At 37.6% G+C, this 16,401-nt stretch carries 15 protein-coding genes, 1 tRNA gene and 1 pseudogene; 12 read left to right on the top strand and 5 right to left on the bottom strand.

From position 1 onward, the window contains the following. The first annotated feature begins 40 nt into the window (after positions 1–40). Genes CMCT_RS06645 through CMCT_RS06635 form a run of 3 tightly spaced genes read left to right on the top strand, consistent with a single transcriptional unit; the run spans position 41 to position 2,258 of the window. Entirely contained in the window at positions 41–664 is a 624-nt protein-coding gene (locus CMCT_RS06645; RefSeq protein WP_051654899.1) for an RICIN domain-containing protein, read from the top strand. After that, positions 664–1,485: a cytolethal distending toxin subunit B family protein gene (locus CMCT_RS06640; protein WP_034969268.1), complete on the top strand. Its 822-nt coding sequence runs from the start codon at positions 664–666 to the stop codon at positions 1,483–1,485. Before CMCT_RS06645 ends, CMCT_RS06640 begins: the two co-directional genes overlap by 1 nt. Continuing rightward, positions 1,482–2,258: an RICIN domain-containing protein gene (locus CMCT_RS06635; RefSeq protein WP_051654900.1), complete on the top strand. Its 777-nt coding sequence runs from the start codon at positions 1,482–1,484 to the stop codon at positions 2,256–2,258. The genes CMCT_RS06640 and CMCT_RS06635 overlap by 4 nt, the downstream gene beginning before the upstream one ends. Positions 2,259–2,830: 572 nt before the next feature. Here the strand turns inward: CMCT_RS06635 and CMCT_RS06630 are convergent. Together CMCT_RS06630 and CMCT_RS06625 are read right to left on the bottom strand one after the other, a co-directional pair. Beyond that, positions 2,831–2,907, bottom strand: a tRNA-Ile gene (locus CMCT_RS06630). A gap of 55 nt (positions 2,908–2,962) precedes the next feature. After that, on the bottom strand, positions 2,963–4,543 hold the full coding sequence (locus CMCT_RS06625) for a DNA polymerase III subunit gamma/tau (RefSeq protein WP_034969273.1): 1,581 nt from the start codon (positions 4,541–4,543) through the stop codon (positions 2,963–2,965). A 370-nt stretch (positions 4,544–4,913) separates the two neighbouring features. On the opposite strand from CMCT_RS06625, the pseudogene CMCT_RS06620 reads away from it, so the two are divergent. Continuing rightward, positions 4,914–5,138 (top strand): annotated as a pseudogene (locus CMCT_RS06620) (transcriptional regulator). A 12-nt stretch (positions 5,139–5,150) separates the two neighbouring features. Here the strand turns inward: CMCT_RS06620 and rho are convergent. Next, positions 5,151–6,494, bottom strand: a complete 1,344-nt coding sequence (gene rho, locus CMCT_RS06615) for a transcription termination factor Rho (protein ID WP_211436411.1) — start codon at positions 6,492–6,494, stop codon at positions 5,151–5,153. A 141-nt stretch (positions 6,495–6,635) separates the two neighbouring features. Here rho and CMCT_RS06610 point away from each other — a divergent pair, with 141 nt between their 5' ends. The 5 genes from CMCT_RS06610 (at position 6,636) to CMCT_RS06590 (ending at position 11,504) form a co-directional block, all read left to right on the top strand. After that, on the top strand, positions 6,636–7,745 hold the full coding sequence (locus CMCT_RS06610; protein ID WP_034969275.1) for a cation diffusion facilitator family transporter: 1,110 nt from the start codon (positions 6,636–6,638) through the stop codon (positions 7,743–7,745). A 78-nt stretch (positions 7,746–7,823) separates the two neighbouring features. Beyond that, a complete protein-coding gene (locus CMCT_RS06605; protein ID WP_034969278.1) occupies positions 7,824–10,235 on the top strand; it encodes a heavy metal translocating P-type ATPase in 2,412 nt (803 codons plus the stop codon). Beyond that, a complete protein-coding gene (locus tag CMCT_RS06600; RefSeq protein WP_034969280.1) occupies positions 10,235–10,456 on the top strand; it encodes a cbb3-type cytochrome oxidase assembly protein in 222 nt (73 codons plus the stop codon). Before CMCT_RS06605 ends, CMCT_RS06600 begins: the two co-directional genes overlap by 1 nt. Before the next feature lie 7 nt (positions 10,457–10,463). Further along, positions 10,464–10,889, top strand: coding sequence for a hypothetical protein (locus CMCT_RS06595; protein ID WP_034969282.1), 426 nt, complete (start codon positions 10,464–10,466; stop codon positions 10,887–10,889). A gap of 9 nt (positions 10,890–10,898) precedes the next feature. Further along, the gene (locus CMCT_RS06590; RefSeq protein WP_034969284.1) at positions 10,899–11,504 is read left to right on the top strand and encodes a LysE/ArgO family amino acid transporter; all 606 of its coding nucleotides are present in this window, start codon (positions 10,899–10,901) and stop codon (positions 11,502–11,504) included. Positions 11,505–11,523: 19 nt separating this feature from the next. Here CMCT_RS06590 and glnA read toward each other — a convergent pair whose 3' ends face one another. Continuing rightward, a complete protein-coding gene (glnA, locus tag CMCT_RS06585) occupies positions 11,524–12,954 on the bottom strand; it encodes a type I glutamate--ammonia ligase (RefSeq protein ID WP_034969286.1) in 1,431 nt (476 codons plus the stop codon). A gap of 86 nt (positions 12,955–13,040) precedes the next feature. Beyond that, positions 13,041–13,820, bottom strand: coding sequence for a histidinol-phosphatase (locus CMCT_RS06580; protein ID WP_034969289.1), 780 nt, complete (start codon positions 13,818–13,820; stop codon positions 13,041–13,043). Positions 13,821–13,938: 118 nt separating this feature from the next. Here CMCT_RS06580 and CMCT_RS06575 point away from each other — a divergent pair, with 118 nt between their 5' ends. The 3 genes from CMCT_RS06575 to purE are packed head-to-tail and all read left to right on the top strand — an operon-like array spanning position 13,939 to position 16,399. Further along, on the top strand, positions 13,939–14,649 hold the full coding sequence (locus CMCT_RS06575) for a hypothetical protein (RefSeq protein WP_034969291.1): 711 nt from the start codon (positions 13,939–13,941) through the stop codon (positions 14,647–14,649). After that, complete coding sequence (locus CMCT_RS06570; protein WP_176325076.1) at positions 14,646–15,908, top strand: peptidase U32 family protein; 1,263 nt, start codon at positions 14,646–14,648, stop codon at positions 15,906–15,908. The genes CMCT_RS06575 and CMCT_RS06570 overlap by 4 nt, the downstream gene beginning before the upstream one ends. Further along, complete coding sequence (gene purE, locus CMCT_RS06565; RefSeq protein WP_034969293.1) at positions 15,905–16,399, top strand: 5-(carboxyamino)imidazole ribonucleotide mutase; 495 nt, start codon at positions 15,905–15,907, stop codon at positions 16,397–16,399. The genes CMCT_RS06570 and purE overlap by 4 nt, the downstream gene beginning before the upstream one ends. Positions 16,400–16,401 lie beyond the last annotated feature (2 nt).

The raw sequence follows: 16,401 nt of genomic DNA, 5'->3' as shown, positions 1-16,401 counted from the left end.
GGTAATTTTAAATACAATCTAAATGAAAGGAAACATTGATATGTCAAAACTACGCATAGTAATTCTGCTTTTAATTTCAGTTTTATTTATATCTTGTTCTACTAAGTCAAACAACTATAAAGCACCAAGAGTAGATAATAACGTGTTGCTAACGTCGCCATCTAACGAGCTTAGCCTCGCACCAAGCAAAAGTCTAGGCGATGCCTCAGTGCCACTAGCTATCATAAATCCAAGAGGCTCAGCCCTGACCGTATGGGCACTAGCTGAGGGTAACTGGATATGGGGCTATACCTTAGACAAATCAAGGGATTTTGGCGGGACTAGGTTGTGGCAGGTGATAAATTTAGGAGGAGATATAGCGCTTATTAGAAATGTTAGAACCGGCAATTGCTTGCACGATGAAGGTCGTGGCGTGACACACAGAGCTTGTAATAGAAACAACAAAAACCAGCAATGGGAGCTTCTTGGTATGGATAATGGCGCCGTTATGATTGTATCTGTTGCGTCAAAAAACTGCCTAAGAACAGAGTATGGGGACATAGTTCAGGTTGATAGTACATTTAGCATTACAATGGAAAGATGTACCTTAGATCCAAATTTAGATCAGCAGTGGATATTTATACCAGCGCCGATCGAAGCTTCGCCACTTTTAGGAGATAAATAATGAAAAAATTAATTATTTTACTAGCCTTATTTAGTACTACTTTAGTATTTGGTGCCATTGATGATTTTAAAACGGCCACTTGGAATATGCAAGGCTCAAGTGCAAGCAGTGAAGCTAAATGGAGCGTGAGCGTAAGACAGATGTTCTCAGGAGATAATGGTCTTGATGTATTAGCAGTTCAAGAAGCAGGAAGTTTACCACAAACTGCAAGACCTACGGGCAGAGTATTTGATATTAACGGCACTATGGTAACTGAGAATATATGGAATTTAGGAACAAACATTCGCCCTAGCTTCGTTTTTATATATTATGCTAGAACGGACCTTGGGGCTAATAGGGTAAATTTAGCTCTAGTTAGCACAAATCCAGCCGATGAAGTATTTTTACTACCGCCACCCACAACGCTTTCAAGACCTATTTTGGGTATTAGGCTAAGAACTGACGTGTTCTTTAGTATACATGCCTTAGCTAGTGGAGGACCCGATGCTTCGGCGATAGTTCATAGTGTGGATAGATTTTTTAGAAGTATGCCAAGGCTAATAAACTCAAACTGGATGATAATGGGCGATTTTAACAGGGAGCCAGGGGAGTTGCTTCCATTTCTTGAGTTGGAGCTAAGGCTAAGAACTAGGATAATTACAAATAGCGCCATTACTCAAGTTAGTGCTAGAAGGACGCTTGATTACGCTGTGATAGGCAACTCAAATAGAGCCGTAACTCCAGCCCCTTTGCCTCAAATTGCAGCTAGTGTATTTTTTAGTGGATTTAGATCGCACTTAGCAAGCGATCACTTTCCTATAACATTTGGGAGATTTCAATGAAAAATAATATGATTAATAAAAACCTACTATCATTTTTGTTTGCCATATTTATGGTGTTAAGCATAAGTGGATGCGGTGCCAAAGAAACAAGGCTGCTTACAGCTAAAGGTGGTTTCTTAACAACAAATTTAAGCTTTGGAACTTCTAGCAATAACACCTTGCTAGCTCCAAATGAAAGCAAAGCGCCAGATAGGATACCAACTCCAGTAAATCCTGTGGATAATTCGCCTAAGCAACCAAGCATTCCAAGCGATCCATTTACTCTTGTGCTTAGTTTAAGATCGCTTGATACTGGTATGCCTTTGATAGTAAATTTTGCTCAAAGAGGCGAGAATCTTAACTGGAATATCCGTGAAGTTAAAGCATTTGTGCCAAGCATGATATCAAACATTAAAAAAGTAGATCACTTTAGATATCTGAATTTCGAGTATATTCAGTTTGTAAATGCTAGTAATATTGATACGTGCTTAGCTATACAAGAGAGTGGATTTTTTGGATTAAAAAGTTGTGCCGATGACCTTGAACGTGGCAAATTTGAAACCGTGTTTCAACTAATCCCTACCACCACAGACGCGGTTCAGATAAGATCGCTCGTGCTAGGCGGCAATGAATGTATAAGTACATTTGAGAATCCTGAGCTTTTCCCTTGGCAGTTAATAGGCATAGATAAGTGCCAGCTAAGACAAGGCTTTAACATAGGCTTGCCAAAACTTTGGGCGATAATGCCTGAAAATAGACCGGCTAAGATTTTAACACCTATTGGCGCAAAATAGGCGTCATCTTTATAATTGCATAGAAGTGGTAAGTTAACCACTTCTATCTTAATAAATCTAAAACACTTTGTGTTTTTATACTCAAACGTAAAGTTTTATTCGGCTGATTTTTGAAAGTGGCGTCACCAGCAACCCAACAAAATCCCCGCCAAAAACGCTATCTCTGAAGTTTCATTTGCTAAAGCAGAAATCATTGCAAAAACCGTAGATGTAACACCGAGTACTTTTACTGTCGTATTACAGCCATATTTAGCGTATTTACTCATTACCCTATCTTTACTAAGCAAACTACAAAACAGATAGTTACTATCATTTTGGCTATTGGATTTTATCTTTGGTTTTAATGCTTTAATTGCTGTATCGCTAAGCGGTGCATTTATCTTTGGTATATCTTATCTTTTTACGGATATTTTTTAGTCCGCTAAAATATCCGTAAAAACTTGTGAAAAATGTTGCAAAATATTGAAAGTAATTGTAATAAAAAGAGATAAATAAAAGGCAATAAAACCACCTTTTTATCGTACTTTTTGAAAGATTTTGAAATAAACTGAAATGCTTTGGAAAATTACAAATGGTGGGTTCACCAGGACTCGAACCTGGGACCATCCGGTTATGAGCCGGATGCTCTAACCAACTGAGCTATGAACCCGTAGTTAAATTGAAGTTAGTATTATACAGAATAAAAACTTATTTAAAGCTAAATTTTAGTCATTTTGTATTCTTGGTTCGCCAAATAGCGTTCTTGCTTCATTTAATATAGAATTTTGCTTTAATGCCTCTAATTCCTCTTTACTTTTTGAGGCATTTAAATCCAAAAGAGTTGTGGTATTTTCAGCTCTTTGTGGCATTTGTGCTTGTGCTTGTGGCTCTTTGCTAGATTGTAAATTTTTAAGCTCATCTTTAAGGCTATCTAGCTCGTTTGTGGTTTGCATCTCTTTTTTTTGTGCGTCTATTTTGGTCTGTTCGCCAAAAATTTCTTTGCAAATTTGGTTTATAATCTTAAATCTACTAACTAAAATTTCCCTATCATTGCCACTTGCAGGTGTGCAAAGTTTTAGTGTTTGATTATCAAAGCTGATAAACTCAACGCTACGTTTAAAGCACTCTCCAAGGTCAAAATCTCTATCGTAAATTTTAGTTATAAATTGCTGATATTTATCATCACTTCTCGTGGTTTTGGTTTGCTCTGGCTCTTTTTGTGCGATTTGAATCGTTTGCGTTTCTGGTTTTATTTGACTTTTTGCCTGGCTTATGGCCTCATCTATGCTTTGTAAATTTAACGCTTCCATCATCATAAATAGCATAATGCTAAGTACAAAACCATTGTCACTAGTCGTATTTAGCATAGTTTTTGCTTGAGCTAAAATTCTAAAAAACCGCTCATAAACAAGTAGCGAAAAATTTGGATCGTTGTTTATAAATTTCTCTTTTAGATTGGCGATAATCTCATCTATAATCATATCAGGCTCATAGCTTTCTAGCTCTAGTATAAGCGTTTTTAACGCCTGTCTGTCTGAGCTTATGATTGTTTGTAAAATTTGCTCGATACGACTAGGATCAAGTAGCCCTAGCATAGAAGCTACCGAGCTTTGCGTGATATGAGCCGTGCTAAAAATGATAGCTTGATCTAGTAGAGTTAGTGTATCACGAAGTGAGCCAGAGCCAGATCTAGCTAAAATTTCTAACGCCTCGTTCTCATAGTTTATACCCTCTTTGCTTAGGATAAATTGCAAGTGTTTTAGGATATTTAGTCTGCTTATTTGCTTAAATCTAAAGTGCTGTGTGCGAGATAGAACTGTCGCTGGTAGCTTTAGCGGATCGGTCGTGGCAAGTATGAATTTTACGTATGACGGTGGTTCTTCTAATGTCTTTAAAAGTGCGTTAAATGCCTCTTTTGTAAGCATATGCACCTCGTCGATAATGAAAATTTTAAATCTGGCCGAAGCTGGAGCGTATTTTGTCTGCTCGATAAGCTCTCTTATATCGTCTATCTTTCGGTGACTAGCCGCGTCCATTTCGATGATATCGATGTGCCTACCCTCATTTGCCATTTGGCAGTGAGCACATATTTCGCAAGGTCTTGAGGTCGGACCATTTTCGCAAACTAAAGCCTTTGAAAATATCCTAGCACTTGATGTTTTGCCACTTCCTCTAAGCCCTGAAAATAGATAAGCGTGACCGAGTCTGCTCTCATCTAGTGCGTGTGCTAGGCTTTTGCTTACGGATTCTTGACCTATTAACTCGTCAAAATTTTTGGGGCGATACTTGAGTGCTAGTGCTTGCAAATTTTTTCCTTTATTTTTTGCCTGGATTTTACTAAAAATCGCATAAATTTTTGATATAATCAGCCAAAAACAAAATTTAAGGTAAAAAAATGAAAAAAGTTATTTTTTTGACACTATTTTTATTTTCTACTTTTGCTCTGACTGGTTGCGAGAGAAGCGACTATCAGCACCCTTTGTATCGTTCTACGAATAAATAATTTGATTTAAAGAGGTAAATTTAGGGCTATTTTTAGCCCTAAATTTAGAATTTGTAAGTGTATCCTAGATATAAGCTCACGTTTGTTTCTTTTATATCTTTAAGCTCGAATTTGTCGATTTTACCATAGTCTGTTCTATCAGCTTTTATGCCAAATTCTATCGCGTTGTATGTATCAAGTGCGTATTCGCCACCGATTTTAGCACCTATCTTTTAGATATTAATGTCGCTACGCTTTACAACTGACAAAAGCATAAGCTAAACCTTTATAAAATCGTAATGCTTGGATTTAAATTTGATGAACTAATTATAAAGAGTAAGCAAAACTACGAAGAGTTAAGCAAAATTGAAGCTGTGATTAAAGCTGATATTGAAAAATTTAAAGAAAAGAGCGATTAAACGCCCTTTGTTTTACTCATTTAAAATAGAAAGTAGCTCTTTATTATCTTTTGTTTTTAGCATTTTTGCGTATAAGAATTTAAGCGCTTCAACATCATCCATAGAGGCAATTGCCGTGCGAATAGCCCAAATTTTTTGAAGCTCGTCAGGTTTTTGAAGTAGCTCTTCTTTTCTTGTGCCTGATTTTAGCACATTTATAGCAGGGTAAATTCTGCGGTCAGAGATATTTCTATCAAGCACAACTTCGCTGTTGCCAGTGCCTTTAAATTCCTCAAAAATAACCTCATCCATACGTGAGCCAGTGTCAATTAATGCCGTTGCGATGATTGTTAGGCTACCGCCGTGTTCTATGTTGCGTGCTGCACCAAAGAAGCGTTTTGGCTTGTGAAGTGCGTTTGCATCAACGCCACCCGTTAAAACCTTGCCACTTGGCGGTGTAACGGTGTTATAAGCACGTGCTAGACGCGTAATGCTATCAAGTAAGATGATGACATCTTTACCCATTTCAACCAGACGCTTTGCCTTTTCTATGACAAGCTCAGCCACGCGGACGTGATTAAGTGCTGGCAAGTCAAAAGTAGAGCTAAACACCTCGCCCTTAACAGAGCGTTGCATATCGGTAACCTCTTCTGGTCTTTCATCAACCAAAAGCACCATCAAATGTGCCTCTGGGTGGTTTTTGGCTATGCCGTGAGCTAGTTCTTTCATAAGCTCGGTTTTACCACTTCTTGGAGGTGCGACTATAAGCCCACGCTGACCTTTGCCAAGTGGTGTAAATAGGTCAAGCACACGTCCGGTTAGCTTCATTGGATCGTATTCAAGGTGGATTTTCTCAGTCGGAAAAAGTGGTGTTAGGTTGTCAAAAAGCGGTCTTTCTTTTGCCTCGGCAAGCGGCATATAATTTACAGCTTCAATCTTTAAAAGTGCGTAGTATTTTTCTTGATCTTTTGGCTCTCTAACTTGTCCTGTTACGATATCGCCGACACGAAGTGCGAATTTTTTTATTTGCGAGTTTGAAACGTAGGCGTCATTTGAGCTATCGCTTAGGTTTGCATCAACCGAGCGTAAAAAGCCATAACCCTCATTTGTAACCTCTAAAATTCCGGTAAAAAGTATAAAACCGCCCTGTTTTGTCTGTGTTTTTAAAATTTCAAAAATCAAATCTTGGCGACGAAACTCCCTTGGATTTTCAACTCCTACACTATTTGCGATTTGGACTAAATTTTCAAGGTCAAGCGTCCTAAGCTCTTCGATCTTGTGTCCATCAACCGGGATATGTGTGCGAGTGTTGTTTGTGTGTTTTTTTGTGGTTTTTTCTTTTTGGCTTTCATTTGCCTGATTTGAGTTATTTTCCATTATTCCTCTTTAAAATTTTGGATATAAAAATGTAGAAATTTAAGTTTCAAAATGAAGTCTTTGAAAGCCGTCATTGTATAAAAAATTTGCTTTCTTGTCAAGAAAATTTTATAATCGCACTTTAAATTTAAAGGATTTAAGATGATGAATTTTAAAGATGAAAAGCGTGAGAAAATCATCATAAAAACAGCTTTGCTTGGCATAGTTTTAAATATTTTTTTAGCAAGTATAAAAATTTTAATCGCTCTTGCCTCAAACTCTGTTGCTGTTATTTCAGACGCTATAAATAACATTAGCGACGCATTTTCTAGCGTCATAACCATTTTTGGCTCAAAACTAGCAACCAAGCTTCCTGATGAAAACCACCCTTACGGATATGGTAGAACCGAGTATATAGGCGGTCTTATCGTTTCAGTTATAGTTTTAATGCTTGGGCTAAATTTTCTAAAGGCGTCAGTCGAGGTCATCATAGAGCCAAAACAGACAAATTTTGAGTTTGTTGCTATTTTGTTTTTGGCTTTTGCAATGATTTTAAAATTTCTAATAGCCAAAATTTATAAAAAAGTCGGCAATGATACGGAGTCAATATCTTTAAAAGCAGTTGGTGCTGAAGCGTTTGGTGATGCGATTATATCGTTTATAATACTAATCTCTGCTGGGGTCTCTTATTTTTATGGAATTTTTATAGATGGCTGGGCTGGAATTTTAGCTTCTGGATTTATCATTTTTAATGGAATAGTGCTTATAAAACAGACATTTGACAAGATAATTGGCGTTCGTGTTGAGCAGGAGGTAAGTCAAAAGGTTTATATGGCTGTAAAGGAGTGTGAAATCGTGCTTGGTGCTTATGATTTGATACTGCATAATTACGGCGTTGAGCGTTATGTCGGCTCTATAAATGTTGAGGTTGATGAGCATTTAAAAATTTCAGATATATCTTCTAAGCTAAATGAGCTTCAAATTAAGATTTATAACCGCTACCGAATATATCTAGTCTTTGGAATTTATAGCATAAACTTAGGGCAAAATAATGCTAAAGAGTGTGTCATAAACGCACTTAGCGATTTAAAAAGTATTTTAAGCATTCACGCTTTTTTTATAGATTTAAAGCAAAAGCGTATAAGGTTTGATGTGGTTGTTGATTTTAAAGAGCAAAATTTAGCACAGCTAAGAAAAGAGATAGAAAAGCGTGTGTCAGAGCGTTTTGGCGGTTTTGAAATTTTTATTGTGATTGATAGAGAATTTTCATAGATTATGATCATTTTTTAAAAAATTAAGAGAAAATTACGTATAATTAAAAATCTAAATTTGAAAGCAAAATGTAACTTAATGGCAAAAATTAAATGCTCTCACTGCAAACTTAGTTTTGATGAAAATTCGATGATTGACGGCACACAAGGTCAGAAATTTTGCTGTGTTGGCTGTCAAAGCGTGTATGAAATTTTACACTCAAACGGACTTGATGAGTTTTATGCAAGACTTGGCAAAAACAGCCTAAATCCAGCAAATAACCTTAAAAAAACGACCGATGAAGCCATTAAAAATTTATACAAAAACTACGTAAAAAATGAAAATGGAATTTGTAAAATCAACCTTGTGATCGAGGGCATTCACTGCTCGGCTTGTATTTGGCTAAATGAAAAGGTGCTGTTTTCTACAAAGGGAATTTTAGAGGCAAGTATTAATGCCACAAACAACAAAGCCACTATCGTTTGGAACGATGATGAGATAAAACTGGCTGAAATTTTAAATAAAATCAGCCAAATTGGCTACAATGCCTACGCCTATGACGCAAGTCGTCAGGAGGCAGTTTTAGACGCAAAACGGCGTGAGTTTTACATAAAACTGCTAGTTGGCGTATTTTGTGTGATGAATATAATGTGGATAGCAATTGCACAATACTCTGGCTATTTTTTGGGTATGGATAAGAGTGTGCGTGATATTTTAAATTTTGCCGAGTTTATCCTGGCTACGCCGGTGCTTTTTTACACTGGCGGTGCGTTTTTTAGGGGTTATGTGGTCGCTTTTAAAACAAAAATGCCAAATATGGATATGCTTATTGCAACGGGTGCGAGTTTGACTTACATCTATTCGGTATGGGCGATGTTTTCGCGTCAAGGAGAGGTCTATTTTGATTCGGTTGCGATGATTATTACCTTTGTTTTTGTTGGCAAATTTCTTGAAATTTTAAGCAAAAAACGTGCAAATGACACGGTTGATAGCCTTAGTTCAATGGTAATTAGCGAAGTTTTGGTTAAAGTTGGCGATGAGTGCGTTTATAAGGATATAAACGAGATAAAAGTTGGTGACACGCTTGTTTTAAAAGCAGGTGATAAGGTGCTAATTGACGGCGTTATTGCAAGTGGCGAGGCTAGTTTTGACTACTCTAGGATTAGCGGCGAGAGTGTGCCGGTGTTTGCTGGAAAAAAAGATGAGTTAAAAAGTGGTGCGATATGCCTTGATGGATATGTTGAGTACGTAGCAAGTGCGGAGTTTAAAAATTCACTCTTAAATAAAATCATCACAATGCTTGAAAACGCAAACCTAAAAAAGCCACACATTGAGCAGTTTGCAAATCAAATTTCAGCAAAATTTTCGCTCACTATTATTTTTATTGCGATCTTGACATTTATTTTTTGGTATTTTTTTGGAGGTTTTGGCTTTATAAGCCCATTTTTACAAGACGCAAATAGCTTTGAAAGAGCACTAATCATCTCAATCTCGGTCGTAGTAATCGCCTGTCCTTGTGCATTGGCACTTGCTACTCCTGTTAGCACTCTTGTTGGTCTTGGAGTCGGGCTTAAAAACAAAATTATTTTTAAAGAGGCAAGGATTATTGAAACACTAGCAAAGTGCGACACTGTCGTATTTGATAAGACTGGCACACTTACAAAAGGCATTTTAAAAGTAGATGATTTTAGTGCTAGTTTTGATTTAAACGTCATTTTTGCCATAGCAAACACCTCAAAACACCCAGTAAGCGTTGCTGTAGCTAAATTTTTAAGTGATAAAATCACACAAAAAAGCACAATCACAAATGTAAAAGAGATAGCAGCAAAGGGCGTAAGTGCAGTTTATGATGATAAAATTTTACTTGCTGGAAGTGCTAGATTTATGAGTGAAAACGGCATTTTAGTAAGCGAAAACGCCATGACTACAAGCTATTTTGTCGCTTTTGATAAGAAATTAGTCGCTACGTTTAGCTTAAGCGATGAGATAAGAGAGAATGCAAATGAGTGTATCAGCGTTATTAAAGCTCTAAAAATGCAGGTTTTTATGCTCACTGGAGATAATGAAAACCCAGCAAAATCCGTAGCCTTAAAGCTTGGTATAGATGAGTTTAAATCTAACGCCTTGCCCGATTTTAAAGCCCAATTTGTTAAAGATTTACAGGCACAAGGCAAGAGAATTTTAATGGTTGGAGACGGCATAAACGATACTTTGGCGATGAGCTATGCTGAGGTTGGCGTGTGTATGGGTAGTGGGGCTGATGTGAGTTTGGAGCGAAGCGATGTGGTGCTACTTAGCGATGATTTAGTAGCATTAAAACAGGCGATTTTAATCTCAAAAAGAACGTTAAATGCGATAAAACAAAACCTTGCCTTTTCGCTAATTTACAACGCTTTTACCATTCCACTTGCGATTTTGGGGCTTATTATCCCACTATTTGCGGCGATTTCGATGTCATTTAGCTCAGTAATTGTTGTGCTAAATTCTCTAAGAATAAAAAAAGGTTTTTAATGGATAACATTGTCTTAGCCACTATGCTATTAATATCAGTCGTGCTTGGTGCATTTGCACTTTTTGGCGTTATTTGGGGGATTAAAAACAAGCAGTTTGAGGATTATAGAAAATTTCTTGACGGGACGAAATTTGATGATGAAGATGCGTTAAATGACGCGTATGAGCTTGAAAAACGCAAAAAAGAGGCGATGAAGAAAAACTATATGCCACCGGATTGATTGTCTTATGGATATTAAAAATTTAGCTATCTTACTCCTTTTATTTTTAGTTATTTTACTTTTAAAAATTTTACTAAAACGCCAAAAAATCAAGCAACTAAGATATAAAAGTGACAGTGGTGATCTGGTAAAAAGTAGGGCAGAGCTAGTCATTGCAAACTGGCTTTTTCATCACGGATTTAGCTTTATTTATGAAAAAAGAATTCAGGCAAAAGAGCGTGTAATTAGCGATTTTTATCTAGTGGATTTTGAAATTTACATAGAATTTTGGGGTCTAAATACGCCAAATTATGTAAAACGCAAGGCAAAAAAGATAAAAATTTACAAAAAACATCGTTTAAAACTCATACAAATGGACGATGAGAGCTTAAAGGATTTAAATAAATTCTTTAAAGCTGAGCTTTTAAAATTTGGTATAAAAAATTTAAGATAAAGGAAATTTATGGAGGCATTTTTTTCTGGTTTTGGCACGAGCTTATCGCTTATTTTAGCGATTGGAGCACAAAACGCATTTGTGCTAAAGCAGGGTATTTTAAAGCAAAATGTTTTTATCATCTGTCTGATTTGTGCTATCTCTGACGCTGTGCTAATTTTTGGCGGAATTTTGGGGCTTGGATACATCATAGAAAAATTCCCAGCAATAAAACAAATTGCGATTTATGGCGGTTTTTGCTTTCTTTTTTGCTACGGCATAAAGAGTTTTTATACTGCTTTTAAGCTTAAACACGCGCTAAATTTTGATGATAAACCAACGCATGGAGTTAGAAAAACGATACTTTTGACACTTGCATTTACCTGGCTAAATCCACACGTATATCTTGATACGATGTTGCTTATTGGCTCGGTGTCTGCTGGATTTGGTAATAAAAATTTGATTTTTGGTTACGGTGCTGCTTGTGCCTCTTTTGTGTTCTTTTTTACACTTGGATACGCCTCAAGGCTACTCTCTCCATTTTTTAAAAAGCCACTTTCTTGGAAAATTTTAGAAATTTTTGTTGGAATTTTGATGATTTTTTTAGCTTTTGTTTTACTTTTTACAGATATTTAAAGGGGCAAAAGCCCCTAAATTAGCAAGAGTAGCAGGTTTTAAACTCATAAGCTGTTGGACGAGCTTCATAAGGCCATACTTGCGTTTCAAATTTGTAGTGCTGAAACGTATCTATAAACTCATCGGTCATTACAGGTTTAAGATATGCGTTGTCGCGAATTAACGCTTCAAGGCTACCTCTGAGCGTGTGTGGAAGTTGCTCTATGCCTTTTTCGCGAATTTCATCAAGTGTTAGTTTAAACAAATTCTCATCCATTGGACCAACTGGCTCAGTTTTGTTTTTAATGCCGTCAATCCCAGCCATAAGCATTGCTGTAAATGCCAAATACGGACACGCGGTGCTATCAGGGAAACGCATTTCAGCTCTTACTGACTTTTCGCCAGAGCCATATGGGATACGCACTGAAGCTGAGCGGTTTTGGCTTGAGTATGTTAGGATCGAAGGTGCTTCAAAGCCTGGAATTAGGCGTTTATAGCTATTTGTGCTTGGGTTTGTAAAGGCTGCGACTGAACGTGCGTGTTTTAGCACTCCGCCAATATAGTGACGTGCCATATCGCTTAGTTTGCAGTAACCCTCCGCACTATAAAATAAGTTTTTGCCGTCTTTCCAAATAGACTGATGTACGTGCATACCGCTTCCGTTATCGCCATAAAGCGGTTTTGGCATAAATGTGGCAGTTTTGCCGTTTAGATGAGCTACCATTTTTACGACGTATTTGTAAATTTGCACATTATCAGCCGCTTCAACAAGTGTGCCAAATTTTACACCTATTTCACCTTGTCCTTGTGCCACTTCGTGATGAACAACAAAGGTTTCAAGTCCGACTTGCTCTAAAACATTTACCATTTCTGCTCTTAAATCAACCATAGAGTCAACTGGCTGAACAGGAAAATATCCGCCTTTTGTGCGTGGACGATGACCCGTATTGTAGCTATCTTTAAAATCTCTAGAGTCGTTCCACTCGCCCTCTTCGGTATCTACTTCATACATAGCGCAGTTTGATTTATCTACTATTTTTACGTTATCAAACACGAAAAATTCATTCTCTGGACCAAAATATGCGACATCTCCAAGACCGGTTTCTTTTAAGTGAGCCATAGCTTTTTTTGCTATTGAACGTGGACATTTTTCATACATTTGCCCCTTGTAAATGTCAAAAACATCGCAAAATACAACGATAGTAACATCTGCGGTAAACGGATCTAAAAACGCTGTTTGCGCCTCTGGGATAAAGATCATATCCGAGCGATGTATCGGCTGCCAACCGCCAAAAGAACTCGCATCAAACGGCACACCATTTTCAAACATATCTTTATTAACAGCTTTCATCGTATATGAAACGTGGTGCCAAGTGCCGTTCATATCGGTAAATCTAAAATCTACAAACGCAACTTCGTGCTCCTTGCAGAAAGAAAAAAACTCATCAACACTATTTACAAATTTGCCCATTTTTTCTCCTTGTTCGGGTTTAATTTTCGTATTGTATCATATTTTTTTAGATTTAAGGTAAAATTTATAAAAATTTTTTACTCAATTTAAAATTTTACTGCAAACCTGTCACGATTTTTAAAGCAAATAGCCTCGCTAAATCCTATCTCCTTTGCGATTTTAACGCACTCATCGCCGTTTTTATCCACTTGGTCTGGAGCGTGTGCATCTGAGCCAAATGTGATAGGTATGTTTAGCTCAAAAATTTGCTCTAGTAACGCACGACTTGGATACTGCTCACACACTGGTTTTCTAAAACCAGCTGAGTTTATCTCTACGACTAAATTTGCTTTTTTTATTGCATTTAACGCGTCATTTGCTAAAATTCTCACATCTGTGTTTGGTAAAAATTTAAAAACTTTAAGCAGGTCAAAGTGTCCAACTATATCAAATTTAGCGCACTTTGCAAGTTCACAAATACACCTAAAATACTCACGCCAAATCTCATCAATATCGCGGTTTTCATACTCGCCGATGAATTCTGGATTATCAAATCCCCAGCCTCCTAAAAAATGCACCGAGCCGATAAAATAATCAACCTTACGCCTAAAAACTCGCTCGTCCATAAAATTTTCTAAGTAATCAACCTCATATCCCAGCAAAATTTCACACTCGTTTTTAAACTTCTGCCTTGCCTCAAGCACCATTTTTTCGTATTTGTCCATCTCATCAAAATCCATTCTGTAAGCCTGATCAAAATTCATCGGTGCGTGGTCACTGATACCAAAAAATTTTGTTTTGGCTTTTATCGCGTTTTTGATGTACTCATCTATCGTGCCTACTGCGTGTTTGCAAAGTGTCGTGTGGTTGTGTAGATCAACTATCATTTTTATCCTTTAAATTTTAGAAATTTTATCAAAAGGGATATTAATTTTTTATTTTATTTAAAGTTAGCTTTTAGGGGAGTAGTTGTATAATCTCAGTATTTTTATTGCAGGAGTTTTTATGACCCAAGAAGAACTAGACGCTTTAATGGCTGGTGATCTTGACGACATCGCAGATAGCGAGCCAGTAGCCACCCAAGAGCCAGTACAAGAAAAAGAGGAGAAAGTAACACCAGTGGTCGAAACTACGACTATCGACCCAAATACATACCGCGTAAATCCCGAAACAGCTTGGCCACCGCCACCACCAACAGAAGATCACAAAATGGTTCATCAGCTTGATGACGTCACTCGTGATAGTGAGAAAAAGGCGACTGAGCTTTTTGATAAGCTTGAAACGATAAATGGCTTTTTTATGGACGCTGAGAGCGGTTGCAAGGACATCAAAAAAGGAATCGATAAAAATTTAGAAATTTTCACACTTTTAAGCGAGAAATTTCCAAATGTCCCTACATTTTCAGAGGCAATAGAGCAAAATAACAGCCTAAAATCAAAAATTTCTGACGTAGTAGATAACCTACAAATGGGGCAAGATGAGATAATGATGGCAATGGATATGATGCAGTATCAAGACATTCATCGCCAAAAGATTGAGCGTGTTATTAACGTAATGCGTGCGCTTAGCAAGTATATGAACACGCTATTTGAAGGCAAGATTGACGATGATAAGCGTGTCGGCTCGGCTGTTCATATCGCGGGTGACACGACTACTGAAAATTTAGTAAGCAATGATGACATTGAAGCACTCATTGAAAGCTTAGGCAAAAAGTGAAAAAACCAGAGCTTTTAAGCCCAGCTGGCAATTTTACAAAGCTTAAAATCGCCCTTGACTACGGAGCGGACGCCGTTTATGCGAGTGTGGCTAGTTTTTCGCTCCGCACTCGCTCGGCTCGTGAGTTTGACTTAGAGAGCTTTAAAGCGGCGATTGATTACACGCACGAAAAGGGTAAGAAATTTTACGCTACGATAAATGCTTTTCCATTTAACTCGCAGATTGAGCCGTTAAAACGCCATTTACAGACAATATCAGCTATGAAGCCTGACGGATTTATCATCGCAACACCCGGCGTTATGAGCCTAGCAAAGCAGATAGCACCAGAGATTGATGTGCATTTAAGCACCCAAGCAAACGTAATGAACTACCTTGACGCTAAAATTTATCACGATATGGGAGCTTGTCGGATTGTAGTCGCTCGTGAGATGAATTTAAAAGATGTTATAAAGATAAAAGAGCAGTTGCCAAATTTAGAGATTGAAATTTTTGTTCACGGCTCTATGTGTTTTGCATATTCTGGTCGTTGCTTGGTTAGCTCAGTTCAAAGTGGCCGTATGTCAAACCGCGGTAGTTGTGCGAATGACTGCCGTTTTAAATACGAACTTTATGCCAAAAATCCAGACTCAGGCACACTCTTTCGTCTTGAAGAAGACCTTGATGGTGGCACTCACATAATGAACTCAAAGGACTTAAATCTCTCAGCTCACATTGATGATATTATTAAAGCTGGTGTGATTGACAGCTTTAAGGTTGAGGGTCGCACAAAGAGCGAGTATTACGCTGCTTGTGCTACTCGTGCTTATCGTATGGCGATTGATGATGTGATGAATGGAAATTTTAACGTTAGCAAGTATCAGTTTGAGCTAAACACGCTTAAAAATCGCGGTTTTACGGACGGGTATTTAGTTCATCGTCCATTTGAAAGGGCTGATACACAAAATCATCTAAGCAGCCTAGAAGAAGGCACACATCAAGTTCATTCAATAAGCGAGGACGGCGAGTTTTTTAAATGCAAATTTAAAATCGTGCCAAACGAAGCTTATGAAATTGTAGCTCCACTTGACGCAAAGATAGATGAGTGTGATAACGAGATCGGTAAAATTTATAAGCAAGACGGCAAATTTTGGCTAGTTTTTAAGCAGTTAATTAGCAAAAAGGGTAAAAATTTAGATGAAATTCACAGCGGAAACGAAAACGAGATGAAGTTACCTATAAAAATGCCTGAATTTAGCTTTTTAAGAAAGGAAATTTTGTGAAATTTGTATCAATTATAATGGGAAGCAAGAGCGATTATGAGATAGTAAATGAAGCGGCTAAGTTACTTAGCAAATTTGGCGTAAAATACGAGCTAATCATCAGCTCAGCCCACAGAAGCCCAGAGCGAACAAGCGAGTATGTAAAGAGTGCCGAAAAAAAGGGTGCACAGGTATTTATAGCAGCCGCTGGTATGGCAGCTCATTTAGCTGGTGCTGTGGCTGCAAACACGACAAAACCGGTCATTGGCATACCTATGGGTGGCTCAGCACTAAACGGCGTTGATGCACTTTATTCAACCGTGCAAATGCCAAGCGGAATGCCAGTTGCTACACTTGCTATCGGCAAGGCTGGAGCTATAAACTCAGCATATCTTGCTATGCAAATTTTAGCCCTAAATGATAGTGATTTAGCACAAAAACTAAAAGATGATAGAGAGGCGAAAAAAGAGGCGTTAAAGAGCGATTCTGCCGAAGTTGAAGTGATACTTTAAGG

The sequence above is a fragment of the Campylobacter mucosalis genome (assembly GCF_013372205.1).
GTDB classification, from domain to species: Bacteria; Campylobacterota; Campylobacteria; order Campylobacterales; family Campylobacteraceae; genus Campylobacter_A; species Campylobacter_A mucosalis.
The sequence above is the reverse complement of the archived record's forward strand: the minus strand, read 5'-3'. Positions and strand labels throughout refer to the sequence as shown.

Coding starts and splice junctions, on each gene's coding strand:
- CMCT_RS06645 (WP_051654899.1), top strand. CDS start 41: ATGTCAAAACTACGCATAGTAATTCTGCTTTTAATTTCAGTTTTATTT.
- CMCT_RS06610 (WP_034969275.1), top strand. CDS start 6,636: ATGATGAATTTTAAAGATGAAAAGCGTGAGAAAATCATCATAAAAACA.
- CMCT_RS06590 (WP_034969284.1), top strand. CDS start 10,899: ATGGAGGCATTTTTTTCTGGTTTTGGCACGAGCTTATCGCTTATTTTA.
- rho (WP_211436411.1), bottom strand. CDS start 6,494: ATGGAAAATAACTCAAATCAGGCAAATGAAAGCCAAAAAGAAAAAACC.
- glnA (WP_034969286.1), bottom strand. CDS start 12,954: ATGGGCAAATTTGTAAATAGTGTTGATGAGTTTTTTTCTTTCTGCAAG.
- CMCT_RS06605 (WP_034969278.1), top strand. CDS start 7,824: ATGGCAAAAATTAAATGCTCTCACTGCAAACTTAGTTTTGATGAAAAT.
- CMCT_RS06635 (WP_051654900.1), top strand. CDS start 1,482: ATGAAAAATAATATGATTAATAAAAACCTACTATCATTTTTGTTTGCC.
- CMCT_RS06575 (WP_034969291.1), top strand. CDS start 13,939: ATGACCCAAGAAGAACTAGACGCTTTAATGGCTGGTGATCTTGACGAC.
- CMCT_RS06600 (WP_034969280.1), top strand. CDS start 10,235: ATGGATAACATTGTCTTAGCCACTATGCTATTAATATCAGTCGTGCTT.
- CMCT_RS06580 (WP_034969289.1), bottom strand. CDS start 13,820: ATGATAGTTGATCTACACAACCACACGACACTTTGCAAACACGCAGTA.
- CMCT_RS06595 (WP_034969282.1), top strand. CDS start 10,464: ATGGATATTAAAAATTTAGCTATCTTACTCCTTTTATTTTTAGTTATT.
- CMCT_RS06640 (WP_034969268.1), top strand. CDS start 664: ATGAAAAAATTAATTATTTTACTAGCCTTATTTAGTACTACTTTAGTA.